Source organism: Halomonas sp. HNIBRBA4712, from assembly GCF_043558675.1.
GTDB lineage: Bacteria > Pseudomonadota > Gammaproteobacteria > Pseudomonadales > Halomonadaceae > Vreelandella.
This window is the reverse complement of record NZ_JBIFXR010000001.1, coordinates 70,100-86,484: the sequence shown is the minus strand read 5'-3', so window position 1 is coordinate 86,484 and position 16,385 is coordinate 70,100. Positions and strand designations below refer to the sequence as shown.

Annotated in this window: 17 protein-coding genes and 4 tRNA genes; 6 read left to right on the top strand and 15 right to left on the bottom strand. The window is 63.8% G+C overall.

Annotated elements, in window-relative coordinates; genetic code table 11:
• Positions 1-130: 130 nt before the first annotated feature.
• The 12 genes from rplL to ACGK9R_RS00395 form a co-directional block, all read right to left on the bottom strand.
• Positions 131-505, bottom strand: coding sequence for a 50S ribosomal protein L7/L12 (gene rplL / locus ACGK9R_RS00450; RefSeq protein WP_394577599.1), 375 nt, complete (start codon positions 503-505; stop codon positions 131-133).
• A 91-nt stretch (positions 506-596) separates the two neighbouring features.
• The gene (rplJ, locus tag ACGK9R_RS00445; protein WP_394578542.1) at positions 597-1,103 is read right to left on the bottom strand and encodes a 50S ribosomal protein L10; all 507 of its coding nucleotides are present in this window, start codon (positions 1,101-1,103) and stop codon (positions 597-599) included.
• A gap of 293 nt (positions 1,104-1,396) precedes the next feature.
• Complete coding sequence (rplA, locus tag ACGK9R_RS00440; RefSeq protein WP_394577598.1) at positions 1,397-2,089, bottom strand: 50S ribosomal protein L1; 693 nt, start codon at positions 2,087-2,089, stop codon at positions 1,397-1,399.
• Between the two features lie 2 nt (positions 2,090-2,091).
• Positions 2,092-2,523, bottom strand: coding sequence for a 50S ribosomal protein L11 (rplK, locus tag ACGK9R_RS00435; RefSeq protein ID WP_394577597.1), 432 nt, complete (start codon positions 2,521-2,523; stop codon positions 2,092-2,094).
• 105 nt (positions 2,524-2,628) lie between these two features.
• Complete coding sequence (gene nusG, locus ACGK9R_RS00430) at positions 2,629-3,162, bottom strand: transcription termination/antitermination protein NusG (protein WP_394577596.1); 534 nt, start codon at positions 3,160-3,162, stop codon at positions 2,629-2,631.
• A gap of 8 nt (positions 3,163-3,170) precedes the next feature.
• Positions 3,171-3,554, bottom strand: a complete 384-nt coding sequence (gene secE, locus ACGK9R_RS00425; protein ID WP_394577595.1) for a preprotein translocase subunit SecE — start codon at positions 3,552-3,554, stop codon at positions 3,171-3,173.
• Positions 3,555-3,625: 71 nt separating this feature from the next.
• A tRNA-Trp gene (locus ACGK9R_RS00420) sits at positions 3,626-3,701 on the bottom strand.
• Positions 3,702-3,847: 146 nt separating this feature from the next.
• Positions 3,848-3,922, bottom strand: a tRNA-Thr gene (locus ACGK9R_RS00415).
• A 20-nt stretch (positions 3,923-3,942) separates the two neighbouring features.
• Positions 3,943-4,016 (bottom strand) — tRNA-Gly (locus ACGK9R_RS00410).
• Between the two features lie 92 nt (positions 4,017-4,108).
• A tRNA-Tyr gene (locus ACGK9R_RS00405) sits at positions 4,109-4,192 on the bottom strand.
• 130 nt (positions 4,193-4,322) lie between these two features.
• A complete protein-coding gene (locus ACGK9R_RS00400; RefSeq protein WP_394577594.1) occupies positions 4,323-5,162 on the bottom strand; it encodes a type III pantothenate kinase in 840 nt (279 codons plus the stop codon).
• Positions 5,159-6,142: a biotin--[acetyl-CoA-carboxylase] ligase gene (locus ACGK9R_RS00395; RefSeq protein ID WP_394577593.1), complete on the bottom strand. Its 984-nt coding sequence runs from the start codon at positions 6,140-6,142 to the stop codon at positions 5,159-5,161. The genes ACGK9R_RS00400 and ACGK9R_RS00395 overlap by 4 nt, the downstream gene beginning before the upstream one ends.
• Positions 6,143-6,305: 163 nt before the next feature.
• Between ACGK9R_RS00395 and typA the strand changes: the two genes are divergently transcribed.
• From typA to ACGK9R_RS00370, 5 genes are all read left to right on the top strand, one after another.
• Positions 6,306-8,132: a translational GTPase TypA gene (typA, locus tag ACGK9R_RS00390; RefSeq protein WP_394577592.1), complete on the top strand. Its 1,827-nt coding sequence runs from the start codon at positions 6,306-6,308 to the stop codon at positions 8,130-8,132.
• 245 nt (positions 8,133-8,377) lie between these two features.
• Positions 8,378-9,148, top strand: a complete 771-nt coding sequence (locus ACGK9R_RS00385; RefSeq protein WP_394577591.1) for an ABC transporter ATP-binding protein — start codon at positions 8,378-8,380, stop codon at positions 9,146-9,148.
• A 70-nt stretch (positions 9,149-9,218) separates the two neighbouring features.
• Positions 9,219-9,965 (top strand): ABC transporter ATP-binding protein, encoded by a 747-nt coding sequence (locus ACGK9R_RS00380; protein WP_394577590.1) that lies wholly within the window; start codon positions 9,219-9,221, stop codon positions 9,963-9,965.
• 16 nt (positions 9,966-9,981) lie between these two features.
• Complete coding sequence (locus ACGK9R_RS00375; protein WP_394577589.1) at positions 9,982-10,986, top strand: branched-chain amino acid ABC transporter permease; 1,005 nt, start codon at positions 9,982-9,984, stop codon at positions 10,984-10,986.
• Positions 10,986-12,296: a branched-chain amino acid ABC transporter permease gene (locus ACGK9R_RS00370; protein ID WP_394577588.1), complete on the top strand. Its 1,311-nt coding sequence runs from the start codon at positions 10,986-10,988 to the stop codon at positions 12,294-12,296. Before ACGK9R_RS00375 ends, ACGK9R_RS00370 begins: the two co-directional genes overlap by 1 nt.
• Positions 12,297-12,367: 71 nt before the next feature.
• On the opposite strand, the gene ACGK9R_RS00365 is transcribed toward ACGK9R_RS00370, so the two are convergent.
• The 3 genes from ACGK9R_RS00365 to ACGK9R_RS00355 form a co-directional block, all read right to left on the bottom strand.
• Positions 12,368-13,576 (bottom strand): ABC transporter substrate-binding protein, encoded by a 1,209-nt coding sequence (locus ACGK9R_RS00365; protein ID WP_394577587.1) that lies wholly within the window; start codon positions 13,574-13,576, stop codon positions 12,368-12,370.
• Between the two features lie 119 nt (positions 13,577-13,695).
• Positions 13,696-15,237 (bottom strand): phospholipase D family protein, encoded by a 1,542-nt coding sequence (locus ACGK9R_RS00360; protein ID WP_394577586.1) that lies wholly within the window; start codon positions 15,235-15,237, stop codon positions 13,696-13,698.
• Positions 15,230-15,481: a hypothetical protein gene (locus tag ACGK9R_RS00355; RefSeq protein ID WP_394577585.1), complete on the bottom strand. Its 252-nt coding sequence runs from the start codon at positions 15,479-15,481 to the stop codon at positions 15,230-15,232. Before ACGK9R_RS00355 ends, ACGK9R_RS00360 begins: the two co-directional genes overlap by 8 nt.
• A 66-nt stretch (positions 15,482-15,547) precedes the next feature.
• On the opposite strand from ACGK9R_RS00355, the gene ACGK9R_RS00350 reads away from it, so the two are divergent.
• Positions 15,548-16,354, top strand: coding sequence for a prolipoprotein diacylglyceryl transferase family protein (locus ACGK9R_RS00350; RefSeq protein ID WP_394577584.1), 807 nt, complete (start codon positions 15,548-15,550; stop codon positions 16,352-16,354).
• The last annotated feature ends 31 nt before the right edge of the window (positions 16,355-16,385 follow it).

Genomic DNA, 16,385 nt, shown 5'->3' with positions numbered 1-16,385 from the left:
ACTTTCGTAGCCTTCCTGCATAGCACGACAGCGCGTTTGATGCCAGCTACAACAGAAAAAGGCCGGCAGCGGGAGAGCCCGCCGCCAGCCGTGGAAGCTTACGCCGCGCGTAAAGCCACCGGCACAAGTATTACTTGAGCTCGACGGAAGCGCCTGCTTCTTCCAGCTTGGTCTTCGCTGCTTCTGCGTCGTCCTTGGACATGGCTTCCTTGATGGTCGCCGGCGCGCCGTCAACGGCACCCTTGGCTTCTTTCAGGCCAAGGCCGGTGATTTCGCGAACGGCCTTGATGACGTTAACTTTCTTGTCACCGGCAGAGGTCAGAACCAGGTCGAACTCGGTCTGCTCTTCAGCGGCAGCGGCGTCGCCACCAGCACCCGGGCCAGCTACGACGGCAGCCGCGGCGGATACGCCGAACTTCTCTTCCATCGCTTCGATCAGCTCGACGACTTCCATTACGGACATGTCGGCTACAGCATTGATGATATCGTCTTTGGACAGTGCCATTGTTTCGTTCCTAACTTTGCGGGAGTCTTGCGACTCGGGATTCGTTGCTCGGTTCAGGCAGCGTTTTCACGCCGCCAGCAGGGAAAGCGGTTTACGCCGCTTCGGCTTCCTGCTTCTGGTCGCGCAGGGCGGCCAGGGTACGAACCAGCTTGCCAGCGGAGGCTTCTTTCATGACCGACATCAACTTGGCGATTGCCTCGTCGTAGGTCGGCAGCGTTGCCAGACGGTCGATGTCGGCAGCCGGAATCAGCTCACCTTCGTAGGCCAGCGCCTTGACTTCGAAGTTCTGCTCGGTCTTGGCAAACTCCTTGAACAGACGAGCGGCAGCGCCCGGGTGTTCGGTGGAGAAGGCCAACAGAGTCGGACCAACGAAGCTCTCGTTGAGGCACTCCCACTGAGTGCCCTCGAGGGCGCGGCGTGCCAGCGTGTTGCGCACAACACGGATCTGGACGCCATTCTCGCGCGCTTGCTTGCGCAGGTCGGTCATTTTGCCAACCGTTACGCCACGAGAATCGGCAACTACGACGGAGAGTGCGTCCTTGGCCGCTTCACTCACCTCGGCAACAATCGCTTTCTTGCCTTCAAGTGCTAGTGGCACAGTGATCACTCCTTCGTGCCGGGTCAAAAACCCGGTGGTTACCATCTCTTTCAAGGCCAACCCGCGCCCTGAAAGCCGTAGGGATGGTGCTCACCAGACAAGCCTCGCTAAGCTTCAACCAACTGGCGGCCACACCATCTGCGCAGGCGCTTTGAGCGATTAAGCCACGTCAATGAACCCGACGATGGCACCTGCGGTCTTTGACGGCGCTCCACGAAACCGTGGAGGACCGCAAAGTTCTTGCATTCCTGACCAGGCGCCCGCCGTGAAGGCGAGCGCCCTGACCGGCTCGCTTAGACGTAAGCGGAGTGGTCGATGGTCAGACCCGGGCCCATGGTGGTGGACAGGGTCATTTTCTTGAAGTAGATACCCTTGGAGGTGCTCGGCTTCAGACGCTTGAGGTCTGCCACCAGTGCTTCCAGGTTACCTTTCACCGCGTCGGCTTCGAAATCGATCTTGCCGAGCGTGGTGTGAATAATGCCGTTCTTGTCGGTACGGAAACGCACCTGACCGGCCTTGGCGTTCTTGACCGCGGTGGCGACGTCCGGCGTCACGGTGCCGACTTTCGGGTTCGGCATCAGACCGCGCGGACCGAGAATCTGGCCCAGCTGGCCAACGACGCGCATGGCGTCCGGCGAGGCGATGACGACGTCGAAGTCCATCTGGCCTTTCTTGACCTGCTCGGCCAGATCGTCCATGCCCACGATGTCGGCGCCGGCTTCTTTAGCGGCGTCGGCGTTGGCACCCTGGGTGAAGACGGCAACGCGTACATCCTTGCCCGTGCCGTTGGGCATGACGGTAGCGCCACGCACGACCTGGTCGGATTTACGCGGATCAACGCCGAGGTTGATCGCCACGTCCACGGACTCCTTGAACTTCACGGTGGAAAGCTCGGAGAGAAGCGCGACGGCTTCGTCCAGGGAGTACGCTTTTTTGGTGTCGACTTTCTCGCGAATGGCTTTCGCGCGCTTGGTCAGTTTAGCCATGATCAGAGACCCTCCACGTTTAGGCCCATGCTACGAGCGCTACCAGCGATCGTGCGTACCGCGGCGTCAAGATCCGCAGCGGTCATGTCCGGCTCTTTGGTTTTGGCGATCTCTTCGAGCTGCTCACGGGTCACGGTGCCGACCTTCTGCTTGTTCGGCACGCCGGAACCGGATTTGATACCGGCAGCTTTCTTCAGCAGCACGGCAGCCGGCGGCGTCTTGGTGACGAACGTGAAGCTACGGTCAGAGTAGACGGTGATCACGACCGGCGTCGGAAGGCCCGGCTCGATGTCCTGTGTCTCGGCGTTGAACGCTTTACAGAACTCCATGATGTTCACACCGTGCTGACCCAGCGCGGGGCCTACGGGCGGGCTCGGGTTGGCTTTACCTGCAGCCACCTGCAGTTTGATATAAGCCTGTACTTTCTTGGCCATACTGTTTACTCCAATTGGGTGATAACGCCTTGCGGCTCCCCGGACTTGGCAGGGCTCGGCCCTGCGCGAAACGGCGCGCTCGACGAGCGCGCCCTTGCTTGATACTTACTCTTTTTCGACCTGAGAGAACTCGAGCTCTACCGGCGTGGCGCGACCAAAAATCAGCACACTTACCTGCAGACGGCTCTTTTCGTAGTTCACCTCTTCGACCACGCCGTTGAAATCGGCGAACGGGCCGTCGGTCACGCGAACCGACTGGCCCGGCTCGAACATGGTCTTCGGCCGCGGCTTGTCGGTGCCGTCCTTGACGCGATGCAGGATGGCGTCGGCTTCGCGAGTGGTGATCGGCGCCGGCTTCTCCTTGGTGCCACCGATAAAGCCCATGACGCGGGGCGTTTCGTTGACCAGGTGCCAGGTTTCGTCGACCATTTCCATCTCGACCAGAACGTAGCCGGGATAGAACTTGCGTTCGCTCTTGCGACGCTTGCCGTCGCGCATTTCGACCACTTCTTCCGTCGGCACCAGAATTTCGCCAAAGCGGTCTTCCATGCCATACATCTTGACTCGCTCTATGAGCGAGCGCATCACGTGCTTTTCAAAGCCGGAGTAGGCGTGGACGACGTACCAACGTTTGGACATGAAAACTCCTAACCAATGACGCCGGACATCGCCCAGCCAAGAAGAGTATCGATCAGCCAAAGCATCAGACCCACCACCAGAACCGCCACCAGCACGATGGCGGTGGTCTGAATGGTTTCGGGCCGAGTCGGCCATACGACGCGCTGAATCTCTTTTTTGGCACTGACCGCAAGCTCAACCAGCGCGCGACCCTTGGTCGTGGTCAGCGCGATGAGACCGGCGCCGACGCACAGAAGCACCACGCCCAGAACACGGTAGAGCAAAGCGACATCGGCGAAATATGTATTACCCACGACAGCGACGACAAGCAGCACTGCAACCGCCGCCCACTTGAGCCCGTCATGGCGTGACTGTTGCACCTCGGCGCCATGTTTTACGGAACTAGGCTTCATAAAAACGAGACTCCTCAGGGTGCAGCGAGCGACTTGGAATTCTTGAAAAGACGTACCAACCTGGGGAAGGTTGGCAGGCCAGGAGGGACTCGAACCCCCAACCTGCGGTTTTGGAGACCGCTGCTCTGCCAATTGAGCCACTGGCCTGTATCATCGTGTGCATTTGCACACCTACGCTACAGCGGGCGCCATGATAGCGGATGCATTACCGCTTGACAACCCTTGCGCTTCGTCTACCGCTCGACGCGGCGAGAAGACAAAAAAAGCGAGCAATGCCCGCTTTTTTCATAATATGGAGCTCATGGACGGAATTGAACCGTCGACCTCACCCTTACCAAGGGTGTGCTCTACCCCTGAGCTACATGAGCTAAAACAGCCAACGCTTGACTGGAGCGGGCGGCGGGAATCGAACCCGCACCATCAGCTTGGAAGGCTGAGGTTCTACCATTGAACTACGCCCGCTTGATCAAACAAGAATCAAAAACCGGCAAGCTCAACCGAAAAACGCGCCTTGCGGCTTTCAACTCCAGCAACCTTCAATTGCTGCTACAAACTGGTGGAGAGGGAAGGATTCGAACCTTCGAAGCTTTCGCGGCAGATTTACAGTCTGCTCCCTTTGGCCACTCGGGAACCTCTCCATCTGTGGCGGCACATTATGCCAGCCTCCAAAACAGTGTCAAGTCAGATAGCTACTTAATTTTTCGAAGCTTTCGACTTGCACCTATCGCTTTCACGAAAGGCTACCGCCCTGGAACGCGCTGCATTCTGTCAAAGCAGCATCGAAAAAGCAAGCGCTGCGCGGATTTTTTCCAGCGCGACGGTTTCCGGCACTCTGGGGGCGCCGGCCATCTTGCCGGCGCGCTCGGCAAACGTCAGCGGAAAGCTCGCCTCAAGCCCGCCGTAGACCATGTCCGGCCATACCGCGTGGGGCACGCGCACGCCGCGTGACACTACCCGCGCGTCGCCGCCGGTCAAGAGCATCGGCAGCGTCACGCCCTGCTGGTCGCACACTTCGCTGTAAATGCGGTTGATCGCGCTGACCGCCGCCATGTAAATGCCGTGATTGACCGCGTCCACGGTGCGCCGCCCCGGTTCCAGCAGCGCATCGGCTTCGCTGTCCGGGTCGATCGCCACGTTGCGCGTGCCAAGCTTCAGGCTCTCCTTCATCAGGCGGAGGCCGGGAATGATGAAGCCGCCCAGATGCGTGCCGCCGGGCAGCACGAAGTCGACGGTGATGGCGCTGCCGCAGTCCACCGCGCAGCAGCCGCCGGCGAGCTGGTAGCCGGCGAGCGCCCCCATCCAGCGATCCACCCCGAGCTTGCCCGGCTCACTGTAGCCGTTGACCACGCCAAGCGACTCGGGCAGCGAGCGGGCGACGAACACCTGGCGCACCTGGCGGCGCAAGAGCTTGACCGTATCGTCGAGCACCGCAGCGCGGGCCACGCTCGAGATGCGCACCGCCTCGACCACGTCCAGATTCGGGATGTCCGCCCCGGGGCGCCACTCCTCCCGGGTCCACACCGCGCCGCGCGAGCGTATCTCGCTGCTGTCCGCATCCTTCAGGCGCCACTTGGAGAGCGTGTTGCCGATATCCAGATCCAGAATCATAGGCGCCTGCGTACGCTGATCTCACCGCCGGAGAGCCGCCGCGGCTGGCCGTTTTCACTCACCCAGAGGTTGCCGCTGTCATCGACGTCGCCGGCGACCGCCTCGCTTTCACGCGCGCCCTGAATCACGCGCACGTTGAGCCCTTTATAGGCGTGACGCGCGTTCCACGCATCGCGCCAGACGCCGAACCCGCGCTCCTCGAACTCGGAAAGCATCAGTACGAGCCCGGCGATCACCTCGGCAGCGAGCTGGTTGCGCGACACCTCGGGTACAGCCTCAAGAAGCGCTGCCACCGGCTGGTCGATGGTGTCGCGAAGGCTCTGGGGCAAGAAGAGGTTCATGCCCATACCGATCACCGCCTCGCAGGGCCCGGCGGCGTCGCCGGTCACTTCGATCAGGATACCGGCAAGCTTGGCAAGTTCGCCGCTCTGGTCGGCGAGCAGGATGTCGTTGGGCCACTTGAGCCCTGGCGTCACGCCGTAGCGTTCGAGCGCCTCGGCGACGACTACGCCCACCGCCAGGCTCAAGCCCTCAAGCGAAGCGACCCCGGCGTCGAAGCGCCAGCCAAGCGAGAGCATCAGACTCTGCCCCCAGGGCGTGGACCAGACCCGCCCGCGCCGCCCGCGCCCGGCGGTTTGAAGCTCGACCAGGCAGACCTCGCCGTGGCCGGCGCCTTGCTCGAAGCGCGCGCGCAGGTACTCGTTGCTCGAGGGCAGCTGGTCCTCGACGAACAGCCGCGCCAGCAGATGGCGCGCCTCGGCGGGAAGGCCAGCGACCACCCGGCGGTGGTCGAGTGGCTCGAGCGGCTGGGCCAGGCGGTAGCCGCGCCCTTTTACCGCGACGAGCGCAACGCCCATGGCCTCGAGCTTCTTGAGCTGCTTCCAGACCGCCGCTCGGGAGACGCCCAGCGCCTCGCCCAGCGCCTCGCCGGAGTGGACCTCGCCATCGCTTAACAAACGCATCAGGTTACCGATGGTCATGTCCTTGCCCTGGTTGGGAAAACGCCTATCTTACCGGATGCGGCTGGGCGGCGAAAACTGCCGCCATTGGGTTATTGACTTGGCCCTTTATTTAAGACAGCGCTGGTAGTGGCCCCATCCCAGACCCTATAATGCCGCCCTATTTTTCCAGCAGGATCGCGTCGTGATCGAGAATCTTCGTAACATTGCCATTATCGCCCACGTTGACCACGGTAAAACCACCCTGGTCGACAAGCTGTTGAGTCAATCCGGTACGCTTGACCGTAAGGCCGAAGGTCAGGAGCGTATCATGGACTCCAACGACCAGGAGAAGGAGCGCGGTATCACCATCCTGGCCAAGAACACCGCTATCAAGTGGCAGGATGACAAGGGTACGAACTACCACATCAACATCGTCGACACGCCCGGGCACGCCGATTTCGGCGGCGAGGTCGAGCGCGTCATGTCGATGGTGGACTCGGTCCTTTTGCTGGTCGACGCCGTCGACGGCCCGATGCCGCAGACCCGCTTCGTGACCCAGAAAGCCTTCGCCCAGGGTTTGAAGCCGATCGTCGTGGTCAACAAGATCGACCGCCCCGGCGCGCGCCCGGACTGGGTCATCGACCAGATCTTCGATCTGTTCGACAACCTCGGCGCCACTGACGAGCAGCTCGACTTCCCGATCATCTACTGCTCGGCGCTCAACGGCATCGCCGGCATGGAGCCGGACGCGCTCGAAGAGAGCATGGACCCGATGTTCAAGTCGATCGTCGACATCGTCGAGCCCCCGGCAGTCGAGATCGACGGCCCGTTCCAGATGCAGATCTCCGCGCTCGACTACAATAGCTACGTCGGCGTCATCGGCCTTGGCCGCATCAAGCGCGGCTCGATCAAGCCCAACCAGCAGATCAGCGTGATCACCAAGGAAGGCAAGACCCGCAAGGGCAAGGTCGGCCAAGTGATGACCCACATGGGTCTCGAGCGCGTGCAGACCGAGGAAGCCACCGCTGGCGACATCGTCTGCATCACCGGCATCGAGGATCTGGCGATCTCCGATACGCTGTGCGACGTCAACACCGTCGAAGCGCTGCCGCCCTTGACCGTCGACGAGCCGACCGTCTCCATGACCTTCCAGGTCAACGACTCGCCCTTTGCCGGTAAGGACGGCAAGTACGTCACCAGCCGCAACATCAAGGATCGCCTCGATCAGGAGCTGATCCACAACGTGGCGCTGCGGGTCGAGCAGGGCGAAACCCCGGAGAAGTTCAAGGTCTCCGGGCGCGGCGAGCTGCACCTGTCGGTGCTGATCGAGTCCATGCGCCGTGAAGGCTTCGAGCTTGCCGTGGGCCGCCCCGAGGTCATCATCAAGGAGATCGACGGCGAGAAGCAGGAGCCCTACGAAGAGGTCATCATCGACTGTGAAGAGCAGCATCAGGGCTCGATCATGGAAGAGCTCGGCTACCGCAAGGGCGAGATGACCAACATGAACCCGGACGGCAAGGGCCGCGTTCGCCTGGACTTCATCATCCCCGCACGGGGCTTGATCGGCTTCCGTGGTCAGTTTCTGACCCTGACCTCCGGCACCGGCATCCTCACCAGCCGCTTCGACCACTACGGCCCGCTCAAGCCCGACGCCTCCATCGAGCGGCGCAACGGCGTCATGGTTTCCATGGTCGACGGCAAAGCGCTCTCTTATGCGCTCTACACTCTGCAGGAGCGCGGCAAGCTGATCATCGACCACGGCACCGAGGTGTACGAAGGCATGCTGATCGGTATTCACAGCCGCGCCAATGATCTCGTGGTCAACCCGACCAAGGGCAAGAAGCTCGACAACATGCGCGCTTCGGGCAACGACGAGAACATCGTACTGACGCCGCCGGTCCGCTTCACCCTGGAGCAGGCGATCGAGTTTCTCGATTCCGACGAGCTGGTCGAAGTCACGCCGAACTTCATCCGCCTGCGCAAGAAGCTACTTAAAGAGAACGAGCGCAAGCGCTCCTCCAAGAAGTAAGCCTTCGCCAGCATGACCCCGAAAGCCCGCCTCGCGCGGGCTTTTTTCGTTTCCGCGCGCGGGATTAACGCAGCCTAAACGCAAGGGGGCTGGAAAGCGGGCGCATTCTGGCGCAAAGTGAACCGCAACGCGCCGCGGCCACATCCCATAATTCATACAAACGTTTGGATCGTGCTGCCGCCCCAGCGCCCCAACAACAACCGCCGACCCGGGCCACGCATCCGGTTCGCTTTCATGAGGACAGCATGACTCCCATCATCGACGTACAGCGCGTCAACAAGGCGTTTGGCGGGCTCAAGGTCATCAACGACTGCTCGATCCAGGTCGAGAAAGGCTCGATCACCGGCATGATCGGCCCCAACGGCGCGGGCAAGTCGACGCTTTTCAACCTGATTGCCGGCGCCCTCCCCCCGGACAGCGGCCGCATCCTGCTCGACGGCGAGGAGATCACCGCGCTTTCCGCCGATGCGCGCTTTCACAAGGGATTACTGCGCACCTTCCAGATCGCCCACGAATTCAGCCAAATGAGCGCGCTGGAGAACCTGATGATGGTGCCGCCGCGCCAGGCCGGCGAGCGCCTTTTCAACACCTGGTTCAAGCCGGGCCTGGTGCGCCGTGAAGAAGAGGAAGTGCGCCGCCGGGCGCTTGAGGTGATCGACTTCGTGGGCCTGCACCACGTGCGCAACGAGCTGGCGGGCAACCTTTCCGGTGGCCAGAAGAAGCTTCTCGAGCTTGGCCGCACCATGATGACCGACGCGAAAGTGGTGCTGCTCGACGAGATCGCCGCCGGGGTCAACCGCACGCTGCTGGGCGATCTGATGGGCAACATCGAGCGACTGAACTGCGAGATGGGCTACACCTTCCTGGTCATCGAGCACGACATGGACATGATCAGTCGCCTGTGCGACCCGGTGATCGTGCTCGCCCAGGGCAGCGTCATGGTCGAGGGCTCGATCGACGAGATCCAGCAGAACCCCGAGGTGATCGAGGCCTACTTCGGCAGCGACGCCGCCTAGGCCCCCATAACCAGGCGCCCATAACAAGACGACTCCAACAACACATCTTTCATTTCGAGATTTTTCGACCATGTCCAACGACGCGTCACCCCCTTCGTCGGCCTCGAACGCCCCGCCGCTTCTGGATGCGCGCGGCGTTCACGGCGGCTACGGCAGCATGAACATCCTGAACGGGGTCGACATGACCCTGCAGGCCGACGAGGTCGGCGTCATCGTCGGCCCCAACGGCGCCGGCAAGTCCACCATGCTGAAGGCGGTGTTCGGCCTTCTGAACGTAAGCCAGGGCGAGATCCTGCTCCACGGCGAGCCGATCCAGAACCTGGCGCCGAACCAGCTGGTCAAGCGCGGCATGGGCTTCGTCCCCCAGGAGAAGAACGTCTTCCCGAGTCTTTCGGTGAAGGAGAACCTGGAGATGGGCGCGTACCTCAAACCGCACAACGTCAAGCGCATGCTCGAGCAGGTGTATGAGTTCTTCCCGCCGCTCAAGGAGAAGCGCCACCAGAGCGCCGGCGAGCTCTCCGGCGGCCAGCGTCAAATGGTCGCCATGGGCCGCGCGCTGATGGCCGAACCGACGCTTTTGCTGCTCGACGAGCCCACCGCCGGGCTCTCGCCGCTCTACATGAACGAGATCTTCGACCGGGTGAAGAAGATCAACGCCGCCGGCGTCGGCATCCTGATGGTCGAGCAGAACGCCAAACAGGCGCTCGCCATTGCCGACAAGGGTTTCGTGCTGGCCGCCGGTCAGAACCGTTTCACCGATACGGGCGCGGCGCTGCTCGCCGACCCGGACGTCGCCAGAAGCTTTTTGGGCGGCTAGCCCGGGGGAGAAATTCGTGAACGAACTGGTCTTTTTCATCAACAACGTCCTGATCGCCGGCAGCGTCACCGGCTCGATCTACGCCATCGGCGCGATCGGCGTGACGCTGATCTTCAGCATCATGCGCTTTGCCCACTTCGCCCACGCCGACATGATGACCTTCGGCGCTTTCATGGTGCTCTTGCTCACCACCGCGTTTCCCGCCGCCGGCGCGAGCCTTGGCGTGCCCACCGCGCTGATCATGCTGCCGCTGGCGATGGTGCTGACCGCACTGCTGGCCGTCGGCATCGACAAGGCGTTCTATAAGCCGCTGCGCGCCTTCGGCGTCAAACCCATCGTCATGGTGATCGGCTCCCTCGGCGTCACGCTGATGCTCCAGGGGCTGATTCGGCTGTTCGCCGGCACCAGCGGCCAGAGCCTCTACGTCGATGATCGCAAGGAGATCTTCCGCATCGGCCTGCCGTTTGAAGGCGCCCGTGCGCCGATCGTGGTGACCGAGCCGCAGCTCTATCTGTTCGTGATCACGGTGGTGGCAGTCGTGGCGCTGGCGCTGTTTCTGAACCGCTCGCGGCTGGGCAAGGCGATGCGCGCGATGTCGGACAACCCGGAGCTCGCTCAGGCCTCGGGCATCAATACCAACACCATCGTGGCGGTGACCTGGGTGATCGCCGGGGGGCTTGCCGCCATTGCCGGCACGCTGCTGTCGCTGGACGTGACCTTCAAGCCGGATTTGAGCTTCTTTCTGCTGCTGCCGATCTTCGCTGCCGCCATCGTCGGCGGCGTGGGCCACCCCTACGGGGCGATCGCCGGCGGCTTCGTGGTGGGCTTTGCCGAGACCCTAGCGGTGTTCAACTGGAACGTGCTGCTGCGCCCGTTTCAGGACAGTTTTCCCGCGTGGCTCGAGCTTCCCTCGAATCTGGCCTTCGTGGGCACCGAGTACAAGATCGTGGTGCCGTTTTTCATCCTGGTCGCCATTCTGGTCTGGCGCCCCACGGGCCTGTTCAAGGGCAAGGTGATCTGATGAACGATAAAACCGCTTCCTACACGCCCCACGACACCACCGTCACCCGGCGCTTTCCGCTTCGCGAGGTGGTGCTGTTCGCCGCGCTGCTGGTGGCCGTGCTCGGCGTCTACGCGCTGATGGGCGCGGCCTACAGCACGCGCATGCTGGTCGAGGCCGCCTGCTACGCCATTCTGGCTCTCGGCCTTACCATTCAGTGGGGCTACGCCGGGCAGTTCAACGCCGGGGTCATGGGCTTCGTGGCGCTTGGCGGCTTTAGCGCCATGCTCTTTAGCGTGCCGGTCAACGACGCCTTCTGGGGCTCGGAGCTGCCCTGGGAGCTTGGCCGCGTGCTGCTCTATGGCGTCGCCGCGGTGCTGGTGGTCCTCGGCGTGAGCCGGCTCGACCGTTTTGGTATGCCGAAGGTGCTGCGCACCCTGCTCGCCGTGGTGCTGGCCGTTGTGCTCTATCTCGTGGTGATCAGTATGCTGCGCGAGGTGACCGGCGAGATCCAGAGCCGCGCCGGCTTCGTTGGCGGCTTTGGGCTGCCGCCCTGGGTCGGCTGGATCGTCGGCGGGGCGCTGGCCGGTGGCGTGGGCTACTTCATCGGCCATATTTGCCTCGGGCTTCGCAGCGACTACCTGGCGATCGCAACGCTTGGTATCGCCGAGATCATCAAGGCGTTTTTGAAAAATTCCGACTGGCTGACCCGCGGCACCGCCACGGTCTCGCCGCTGCCCTGGCCGACCCCGGGGCCGGCGGAGCTCGGTTTTACGCTGTCGCGGGCGATCTATCTGTCGCTGACCGCAGTGATCATCGCGGCGATCTTCTTTCTGCTCCACCGCGCCTACCACGCGCCCTGGGGGCGGATGATCCGCGCCATCCGCGACAACGAAGTCTCCGCGGCGGCCATGGGCAAGGACATCAACAGGCGCCGCCTCGAGATCTTCGTGCTCGGCTGCATTCTGATGGGCTTGGGCGGAGGGGTGCTGGGCACCTTCAACAGCCTGTTCGACCCTCAGGGCTACCTGCCGCTGAATCACACCTTTCTGGTGCTGGTGATGGTGATCCTCGGCGGGCCGGGCAACAACCTGGGCACGATCTTCGGCGCCGTGGCGGTCTACATCATCTGGATCATGTCAGAGCCCCTGGCGCTGTTTCTCATGCAGCTGCTGGCGAGTTTGGGCGAAGGCGCCGGCTGGGAGCTCCCCAGCAACCTGGACAGCCGCGCGCTGCAGGCCCGCGTGCTGGTGATCGGCATGCTGATCACCGTCGTGCTGCGCTTCGCGCCGAAAGGGCTCTTGCCGGAGAACATCAAGGCCCACGGCTGAGCAAAGGCACCACGAAAAACGCCCCGAGTCGACTCGGGGCGTTTTTTTGTAAAGGCGCTACGCCACGTGGCTTACAGGTCGAGCTGTCCTTTAGTGACGAAGCGGCCATCCTCCACCGCCATCTCGACCACCACGCCGGGCACGTCGCCGTTTTCATCGAACTCGTGGGAGCCGGAGGCGCCTTCGTAGTTGATCTCGGTACCCGCGGCGATCAGCTCCACGGCTTTCTCCCACTCGCCGGGCAGAATCACCTCGCCCGGGGCGCTGGCCACACTTCTCAGCGCCTCCGAGAGCCCTTCGCGCTCGGCACTGCCGTTCTGCTCGATGGCCAGCGCCAGCAGGAAGGCGGCGTCATAGGCTTGCGCGGCGAACACGGCGCTCGGGTCGAAGCCGGCATCAGCAGCGGCGGTTTCGAAAATCTCGGTGCCGGGAAGCTCCGGGCTGCCCGGGCGGGTGGCGATCATGCCGTCGAGCACGTCGGCGCCGATCGCCTCGACCAAACTGTCGCCGACCATGCCGTCGGCGCCCACGTACTGGGTGAACATGCCGCTTTCATACGCCTGGCGCAGCACGGTCTGGCCGGAGGTGTCGGCGTAGGCGAGCACCACCAGGGTGTCGGCGCCGCCAGCGGAGAGCGAACCGAGCTCCGAGCGGTAGTCGGCGCGGTTGTCCTCGTGGGCCAGGCTTGCGGTGATCTCGCCGCCGCCCTCTTCGAACGCCGCGCTGAAGGCGTCCGCCAGGCCCTGGCCGTAGTCGTTGTTGACGAAGGTGACGGCCACGACGTCGATGCCTTTATCGAGCAGCAGTCGAGCGAGCATCTGGCCCTGGAAAGCATCCGAGGGCACGGTACGAAACACCAGATCGTTGTCGTCGAGCTCGGTGACCGCCGGCGCGGTGGAGGCCGGCGAGACCATCACCACGCCGCCGGGGATCGCGGCGTTGTTGGCCGCGGCGATGGTCGCGCCGGTGCACAGGGCGCCGACGATCGCGGTGACGTTTTCCGAGTTGACCATGCGGTCGGCGGCGTTGGAGGCCGCCGAGGCGTCAGAGCAGGTGGTGTCGCCGGAGGGCATGGAGAGGGTCTGGCCGTCGAGAATGCCGCCCTGCTCGTTGATCTGCGCCACGGCCAGCTGCGCGCCTTCGAAAATCGGCGGCGTCAGGCTTTCGATGCCGCCGGTGAAGCCGCCGAGAAAGCCGATCTTGACCTCGGCCTGGGCAGTGGCGGCAAGCGCCAGAGAGGAAGCCGCGATGGCGGCCACGAGTGTGCGTTTATTGGTCATGTTGTTCGTCGCTCCCGGTAGGTGAGGCGCCAGGCGCACGCCGGCGCTGCCTTTAATCTGAAACCGCCGGGGCGAAAACACAAGCGCGTCTTTCTAACGCTCCTTAACGAAGCGCCAGCTCAAAGCAGCATCTCGAGCCGAAAGGTGTCGCTGGCCCAGGCGTTGAGATGGCGCCACCAGTTGCCCGGCTCCTGTTCGGCGCGCAGGCGCTCGCCGTCGTGCTGGTACTCCCACGCCGGCGCGCCGGCGTCGTCGAGCACCACCTGGTAGCTGATGCCCGGGCGCTTGCCGATCTCGACAAGCTCGTCGAACGCTTCCCTGAGCGCCGGACTCTCTACCAGCACGCCGACCTCGGTGTTCCAGAGCACCGAGCGCGGGTCGACGTTGAACGAACCGATGAAGACCTGATCGTCGAAACCGAGCGCCTTGATGTGCAGCGCCGAGGCCGAAGCGCCGGGCACGCGCATCTCATCGAGCTCCTCGTTGGGGTCGGCCTCCTGCTCCGGGCGCAGCTCATAAAGGCGCACGCCGCTTTCCAGCAGCCGCGCTCGCCGAGGGGCGTAAGCGCCGTGCACCACCGCCGCGTCGGTGGACTCGAGTGAATTGGTGATGACGTCGACCGTCACGCCGTCGCGCGCCAGCGCCGCCAGCCGCTCGGTGCCGGCCTCGGTGGGCACGAAGTAGGCCGAGATCAGCGTCAGCCGTTCGCGGCTCTGGGTATGGCTCAAAAGCTCGCCCAAAAGCGTCTCCTGCCAGGCCGGGGCGCCGTCTTCCGTGATCTTGTCCGGGCGGTCCCAGATCGCCCGGGCGCGGCCCCAGTAAAGCGTCTCCCAGGGCGGCGCCGGAGAGGCGCCCTCGCGCAGCTCGACGATGTAATCGGCCTCGGCGTTGTCATCGAGCCAGCTCGTCAGATCGAGCGACAGCGCCCGCCAGGCGCCCGGCGCGGCGTCGTGGTAGCGCGCGATCGGCTGGGCGAGTGCGTGGTTCCAGTAGTCGTCGTAGCTTTGCGAGAGCGCCGGCACGACCTGGCCGAGGGTCAGAAGGTCGAGATCGGCGAAGTTGACCGCGTCGTTGGCGTCGAAGTACTCGTCGCCCAGGTTGCGCCCGCCGGCAATGCCCACGGTGTTGTCGGCGATCCAGAGCTTGTTGTGCATGCGCCGGTGCTGGCGCCTGGGATCGGTGAACGAGGCCAGCACCCGGGTGGCCAGATGGCCACGGCCAAAGGCCACCGGGTTGAACACCCGCACCTCGATATTGGCGTGGCTCGAAAGTGCGGCCAGCCGATCGCCCTGGCCGATCGCCCCCATGTCGTCGAGCAAAAGCCGCACCCGCACGCCGCGCTCGGCGGCTTTGATCAGCTCCTCCATTACCAGCCGCGTGGTCTGGCCGTCACCAAAGAGGTAGGTCTGGATATCGAGCGAGCGCTCGGCGCGGTGAATGAGCTCGACGCGCACGCGAAAGGCCTCCTCGCCGTTGGCGAGAAGCGCGAAGCCGTCCGGTGCGCTCTGCTCCTGGAACGCCTCGGCGACGCGCCGATCGAGCCAGCCGTCACCGGTGGGTGAGAGTGCTTCGCTCGCCTCGCGCGGCGCCTGCTCGTCGACGCAGCCGGCGAGCAGCAGCAAAAGCCCCAGCGCCAAAAGCCCCCGCCCAGGGCTAAGCATCGTCGGCGCCGGTCTCGTCGAGCCGCGCCCGGCGCGCGTCTGCCGCCTTGCGCTGGCGGTTGCGCCGGTAGAGCCTGGCCAGGGCGATGCTCAACGCCACGGCGAGCATCGCGGCCAGCACCCACCCCTGCCAAGGGCGGGCGGCGTTGCCCATCACGGTTTCCAGCGTAATGATCAGGGCAAGCCCCAGCGCCTGGGAGCCGATCGCGAGTGCCCTGAGCACATCGATGCCGGACGACTGCATGGAGATCTCCGTAAAAAGTAGCGTGCATGATATGGTGACCCAGTGTAACTGCTTAACAGGTAAACCATGAACGCGATTGCCCTGGGTCCGCTATTAATTTCGCTGCCGCGGCTGTTCGCCCTGGGCGCGACGCTGTTACTGCTGCTCGCCAGCCGCTACATTTTGCCGCTGCCCGCGCGCGAGCAAACCCGCTGGTTCAATGGGCTGGTGCTGGTGTGGCTTCTGGGCGCGCGCCTGGTTTACGTTGCCCTCAACGCGCAAAGCTTTGCGCTGGACCCCCTCGAGGCGCTCAAGGTGTGGCAGCCGGGCTACCACCCGCTGGGCGGCTTCATGGCGGGGCTTTTATGGTGCGCCTGGTACCTGCGCCACCGCCTCAAGGCGATGGCCCAGGCGGTGATTTTGTTCGCGCTGGCGTCGGCCGTGTGGCTGGTGGCGGTCATGGTCGCGCTGCCCGGCGACGACTTCCCCGTGGCCGCGCTGCCCGAGGTGACCCTCGAGGATCTCGACGGCAACGAGGTCTACCTGCCGGATCTGGCCGACGGCGACGAGCGCCTGCTGGTCAACCTGTGGGCCACCTGGTGCCCGCCGTGCCGGCGCGAGATGCCTCTGCTGGAGGAGGCCGATGCGCGCGACGGCGTGCGTGTGGTGATCGTCAACCAGGGCGAAGACCTGCTGCCCACGGTGCGCTACCTGGACGACGAAAGCCTTGCGTTTCGCTTCGCCCTGCGCGACCCGAGCCAGACGCTGATGGCGCGCTTCAACGCGCCGGGCCTTCCCACCACCCTGCTGTTCGATTCAGACGGGCGCACCCAGGCGGTTCACGTCGGCGAGCTGACCCGCGCCGAGCTCGATCGCTGGCTCGAGGATAATTAGAGGTCGCGCCGCTTAATCCTTCCCGGCCTTT